Below are 5,182 nucleotides of genomic sequence, written 5' to 3' on the forward strand. Positions count from 1 at the left end.
GCCCACCACCGCCCTGGCCGTGGCCACCTACCTCCCGCTCGCCGCGCCCGTCATCGGGTCGGTCGTCTGGGCGACACGCGCCGGCCATGGCGGTCACCGGTTGCCCGCCCTGTCAGGGGAGGAAGAAGAGGATTCCGGGGTCGTCCAGCGCGACGACGACCGGCACTGGTTCCTCGCCGGCACCGTCTACGCCAACCGCCACGACCCGGCCCTCGTGCTCCACGCCCGTTTCGGCCAGAGCTGGACGCTCAACCTCGGACATCCCGTGACCTGGGCGATCCTCGCCGTCCTGGCCGGGGCGATGCTGCTGGCGGCCCTCGGCGTCATCGAGCTGCCGGAACGGCAGAGCCTCCTGTGAACACGCCATCGGGTACGACGCGGCAAGGCGTCGTACCCGATGGCGAGAGAACTCAGACGCAGGCCTTGCGGACGACGTCGGCGAGGCGGTCGGCCACCTGCGTGGCGTGTTCCTCCGACGCGGCCTCGACCATGACCCGGATCATCGGCTCCGTGCCGCTCGGCCGGATCAGGACGCGGCCCGTCTCGCCCAGCTCCGCCTCCGCCTCCGCGACGGCGGCGACGAGCTCCGGCACCGAGGCCTTGCCCTTGTCGACGTCCTTGACGTTGATCAGGATCTGCGGCAGCGGCGTCATCACCGAGGCCAGCTCCTTCAGTGTCACGCCCGACTTGGCCACCACGCCCAGCAGGTGGAGCGAGGTGAGCAGGCCGTCACCGGTGGTGGCGTGGTCGAGCATGATGACGTGGCCCGACTGTTCGCCGCCCAGGTTGTAGCCGTCGGACTTCATCCGTTCGAGCACGTAGCGGTCGCCCACCGCGGTCTCCACCACGGTGATGCCCGCGTCGCGCATCGCCAGCTTGAAGCCCAGGTTGGACATCACGGTCGCGACCACGGTGTCCTTGGCCAGCCGGCCCTCGCGGTGCATGGCGACGGCCAGGATCGCCATGATGTGGTCGCCGTCGATGATGGCGCCCGTGTGGTCGACCGCCAGGCAGCGGTCGGCGTCGCCGTCGTAGGCCACGCCGAGGTCGGCCCCGCGCGAGATGACGACCTGCTGGAGTTTGTCCAGGTGGGTCGAGCCGTGGCCCGCGTTGATGTTGAGGCCGTCAGGACGGGCGCCGATGGCCTCGACCCTGGCTCCCGCGCGCAGCAGCGCCTCCGGGGCCACCATGTGGGCGGCGCCGTGGGCGCAGTCGACCACGATGTTGAGCCCGTCGAGCGAGGCGTCCACCGTGGTGATCACATGGGAGATGTAACGGTCGGCCTCACCGTAGGCGTCGCGTACGCGGCCCACGCCGGAGCCGACCGGGAAGCTCCACTGCTCGCCCAGCCGCCGCTCGATCTCGTCCTCGACCGCGTCGGACAGCTTGAAGCCGCCGCGCGCCAGGAACTTGATGCCGTTGTCGGGCGCCGGGTTGTGCGACGCGGACAACATCACGCCGAGGTCGGCGCCGAGCGCGGCGGTCAGGTGGGCGACGGCCGGGGTGGGCAGCACGCCGAGACGCAGCACGTCCACACCGGACGCCGCAAGGCCGGCGACCACGGCGGCCTCGAGAAACTCTCCCGAGGCACGCGGGTCCCGGCCCACGACCGCCACCGGACGGCGCCCGGTGGCGGCGAAAGCGCCTGCATCGCCGAGGACGTGAGCGGCCGCCACGGACAGGTCCATGGCGAGCTCCGCGGTGAGGTCGCGGCCCGCGACCCCACGTACCCCGTCGGTGCCGAAAAGGCGCCCCAATTTAGCGCTTGCTGTACTGCGGAGCCTTGCGGGCCTTCTTGAGGCCGTACTTCTTCCGCTCCGTGGCGCGGGCGTCACGGGTGAGGAAGCCGGCCTTCTTCAGCGGCGGCCGGTTGACCTCGACGTCCAGGATCGCCAGGGCGCGGGACAGGCCCATGCGCAGCGCGCCGGCCTGGCCGGTCACGCCGCCGCCGTCGATGCGCGCGATGACGTCGAACGCCTCCTCGGCGCCGAGCACGACGAACGGCTCGTTGACGATCTGCTGGTGAACCTTGTTCGGGAAGTACGTGTCCAGCGGGCGACCGTTGATCGTCCACTTGCCGGTGCCGGGGACGATGCGCACACGGGCGATCGCCTCCTTGCGGCGGCCGGTACCGTACGAGTTGCCCGTGGTGACGGGCTTGCGCACGGGAGCGTCGGCGCTGGCGGCGGACTCGGTGGTGTACTCGGACGGGAAGTCCTCGCCGGAGAAGTCCTCCAGCTCGGCCTCGACGGGCGTCTCGACACCGGTGGGCTCAGCCACGGTTCTCCTCTAAATCTTTCGAACTACTACTGGGCGATCTGGGTGATCTGGAACGGCACCGGCTGCTGGGCCTGGTGCGGGTGCTCGGGACCCGCGTAGACCTTCAGCTTCTTGGCCATCTTCCGGCCGAGGGAGTTCTTCGGAAGCATGCCCTTGACGGCCTTCTCGACGGCCTTGTCCGGCCGCTTCTCCATGAGCTCGCCGTACGAGACGGAACGCAGACCGCCCGGGTAGCCCGAGTGGCGGTACGCCCTCTTCTGCTCAAGCTTGTTGCCACTGAGCGCGATCTTGTCCGCGTTGATGACGATGACGAAGTCACCCGTGTCGACGTGGTTGGCGAAGATCGGCTTGTGCTTGCCGCGGAGCAGGGTCGCGACGTGGCTGGCCAGCCGGCCCAGCACGACATCGGTCGCGTCGATGACGTACCACTGACGCTGGACGTCGGCGGGCTTCGGTGAGTACGTGCGCACGGTCGTAGCCTTCTTTATGCTCGCGTCTTCGGCGCTGTCGGATGCGACAGCTACATGGGTCGGTCGGTGCGGGCACACGACGGCCCGGACCTTCCGTCTCCTCAGCACGGGAGATGACGCCGGACGCGCCGCGCATTGGTCACGCGGACCTATGCACACAACGAACGAGAGGCTACCTGCCCTAAGGCGTGCTGGTCAAAAGACCGGTAACCTCGCCCGATTCTACCTGATCGCAGAACGGTTCGATTTCGTTTCCCTGGGTCCCCTTCTTTCCCATCACCCGACATCCCTATCGTTGGCGTCGGTATGTGGCAGAGCTCTCACACCCGGCCATCCCAGCGGGGCCCTCGGCGCCGGAGTCATCTGGGCGTGCTGGCCTGCCTCACGGCCGTGCTGTTCACGGGTGTGCTGATCGGCCGGCTCAGCGACGAGACCGAGCCCGCGCGCCACGTCTACCTGCAGGAAACGGTCCCGCCCGCGGCCGCCACGACCACCTCCGCGCCGCCGAAGAACGCCCGGCCGCAGGTCGAGATGATCCCCCGGCAGACCACACCCGGCCGGCCCGAGCGCGCCGCCCCCAAGGCGTCCAAGAGCCCCGAGAACCGGGTGCACGGCTTCAACGCCCCCGACGACCCGGTGCTGCGCTCCGAGCGGAGCGGCGTACGGGTGCTCGCCACCATGGCCAGGAGAGTCGTCACGCTCACCAACGCCGCGCGGTCCCGGCACGGCTGCCGGCCGCTGCGGGTGGACGACGGTCTCACCCGCTCCGCCCGTGCGCACGCGGTGGAGATGGCCCGTACGGGGCTGCTCTCGCACAACTCCCCCGACGGCGCGTCGCCCTGGGTCCGGATGGAGCGCGCGGGCTACCGCTGGGGCGCCGCGGAGAACATCGGCGCCGGATACGACACCCCCGAAGAGGCCGTACGCGGCTGGATGGACAGCCGCGAGCACCGCAAGAACATCCTCGACTGCGGTCTGAAGGCCATCGGCGTGGGCGTCGCCTCCGGCCCCGGAGGCCCGTGGTGGACTCAGGACTTCGGAACCGTCTGACGTACATCACGGTAATGTCGCCGCATGGGTTTTCCCGAGCAACGTGAAAACGGCATGGGCGGCTCCCCGTTCGGCGGCGCCCCCTACGGGATGGCGCCCGCCCCCAGGAACGCCGGCGGCCCTCCCCCTCAGCAGCAGGAGCAGCCGGGCCCCGCGCCGGAGGGCCGCAAGTCCCGCCGCGCCCGCAAGCAGCGCGCCGCCGAGCTCGACACCGACACCGACACCGGCTTCGGCATCGAGCCCGACGCCGGTTTCGGCGGCGGGACCGACACGATCGCGTCCGGCGACCGCGAGGCGTCCGCGCCGGCTCCGCAGAGCCGGATCGGGTGGAGCCCGTACGACGAGGGGCCGCGCTCACGCGCCCCGCTGTGGTTCGCGATCGGCGGAGTGGCGGTGCTCGGGCTGTTCGGCGGCGGCCTGGCCATGATGTTCAACGCCGACGCTCCCACCCCGCAGGGGACCACCGCGGTGCGCCAGACCGCCGCGCCGATGCCGTCGGTCCCGCCCGGCAAGTACGGCTTCGCCGAAGACCGCAAGACCGACCCGGAGCCGATCACGGTCAAGGAGCTCTTCGGCACGAAGAAGAAGTTCTCCGTCTCCGACCGCGGCTACGAGATGACGGTTACCAGCAAGGACAAGAAGTGCACCGACGGCGCCCTGGGCGACAAGCTCCAGAAGGCGCTCAAAGACGCCAAGTGCACCCAGTTCGTCCGGGCCAGCTTCCGCGACAAGGACGGCAAGGTGATCGGCACGGTCGGCGTGGCCAACCTCCAGTCGAGCAAGCTGGCCGGCAAGGTCGCCAAGTCCGGCAACACCGAGAACTACGTCAAGCCGCTCGCCGGCAAGGACAGCGTCACCAAGTTCCTCGGCTCGGGGAGCGGCGGCGCCAAGATCTCGACGTACGGCCACTACGCGGTCCTCGTCTGGTTCCAGAACAAGGACGGCACGAAGCCCGACTCCAAGGGCTCCAAGCGCATCAGCGAGGCCATCGACGACATCACCAAGGCCACGGTGTTCAAGGCCCTGGACAACCGGACGCTGACGGGGAGCCCGCTGACCTGAATCGCTTTGTGTGACCAAAGCTCCCAAACGGGTCTCCTGATGCTTCTGGGAACATCCATACCGGCCTAACGATCTCGCTCCGCTCGCTAGGCTCCAGCTATGCGTGGCCAGGAACCCGGGTCTGAGCACGATCGCAGGGCGGCCGGCGGCTCGGCCGCACCCGCGACGCCACCGCCGAGCTTCGGCCAGACCGACGGGCAAGACGTACCACCGGCGTTCCCTCCATCCCACCGGGCGGCGGAGGCCGAGCCGCGCCCTGCCGCCCCGCCGTGGGAGGTGGCCGACGCCGACGCCGCCCCGTACGACTGGCACACCGACCC

Annotated in this window: 6 protein-coding genes and 1 pseudogene; 4 read left to right on the forward strand and 3 right to left on the reverse strand. The window is 70.0% G+C overall.

What is annotated here, in order from left to right; all coding sequences use genetic code 11:
- A partial coding sequence (locus C1J01_RS50720; RefSeq protein WP_220040453.1) for a hypothetical protein occupies window positions 1-358 on the forward strand: 358 nt, incomplete at its 5' end.
- A gap of 52 nt (window positions 359-410) precedes the next feature.
- Here C1J01_RS50720 and glmM read toward each other — a convergent pair.
- From glmM to rplM, 3 genes are read right to left on the reverse strand one after another with little or no spacing between them, the layout of a single operon-like run.
- On the reverse strand, window positions 411-1,757 hold the full coding sequence (gene glmM / locus C1J01_RS45980) for a phosphoglucosamine mutase (protein WP_111185304.1): 1,347 nt from the start codon (window positions 1,755-1,757) through the stop codon (window positions 411-413).
- Window position 1,758: 1 nt separating this feature from the next.
- Window positions 1,759-2,280 (reverse strand): 30S ribosomal protein S9, encoded by a 522-nt coding sequence (rpsI, locus tag C1J01_RS45985; RefSeq protein WP_111185305.1) that lies wholly within the window; start codon window positions 2,278-2,280, stop codon window positions 1,759-1,761.
- 26 nt (window positions 2,281-2,306) lie between these two features.
- The gene (gene rplM / locus C1J01_RS45990; RefSeq protein WP_111185306.1) at window positions 2,307-2,750 is read right to left on the reverse strand and encodes a 50S ribosomal protein L13; all 444 of its coding nucleotides are present in this window, start codon (window positions 2,748-2,750) and stop codon (window positions 2,307-2,309) included.
- A 369-nt stretch (window positions 2,751-3,119) separates the two neighbouring features.
- Here rplM and C1J01_RS45995 point away from each other — a divergent pair, with 369 nt between their 5' ends.
- From C1J01_RS45995 to C1J01_RS51695, 3 genes and pseudogenes are all read left to right on the forward strand, one after another.
- Window positions 3,120-3,800, forward strand: a complete 681-nt coding sequence (locus C1J01_RS45995) for a CAP domain-containing protein (protein WP_181449332.1) — start codon at window positions 3,120-3,122, stop codon at window positions 3,798-3,800.
- A 24-nt stretch (window positions 3,801-3,824) separates the two neighbouring features.
- Window positions 3,825-4,862, forward strand: coding sequence for a hypothetical protein (locus tag C1J01_RS46000; RefSeq protein ID WP_146615989.1), 1,038 nt, complete (start codon window positions 3,825-3,827; stop codon window positions 4,860-4,862).
- A 99-nt stretch (window positions 4,863-4,961) separates the two neighbouring features.
- Window positions 4,962-5,182 (forward strand): annotated as a pseudogene (locus C1J01_RS51695) (hypothetical protein); the annotation flags it as partial.

The organism is Nonomuraea aridisoli, from assembly GCF_003236395.1.
GTDB lineage: Bacteria > Actinomycetota > Actinomycetes > Streptosporangiales > Streptosporangiaceae > Nonomuraea > Nonomuraea aridisoli.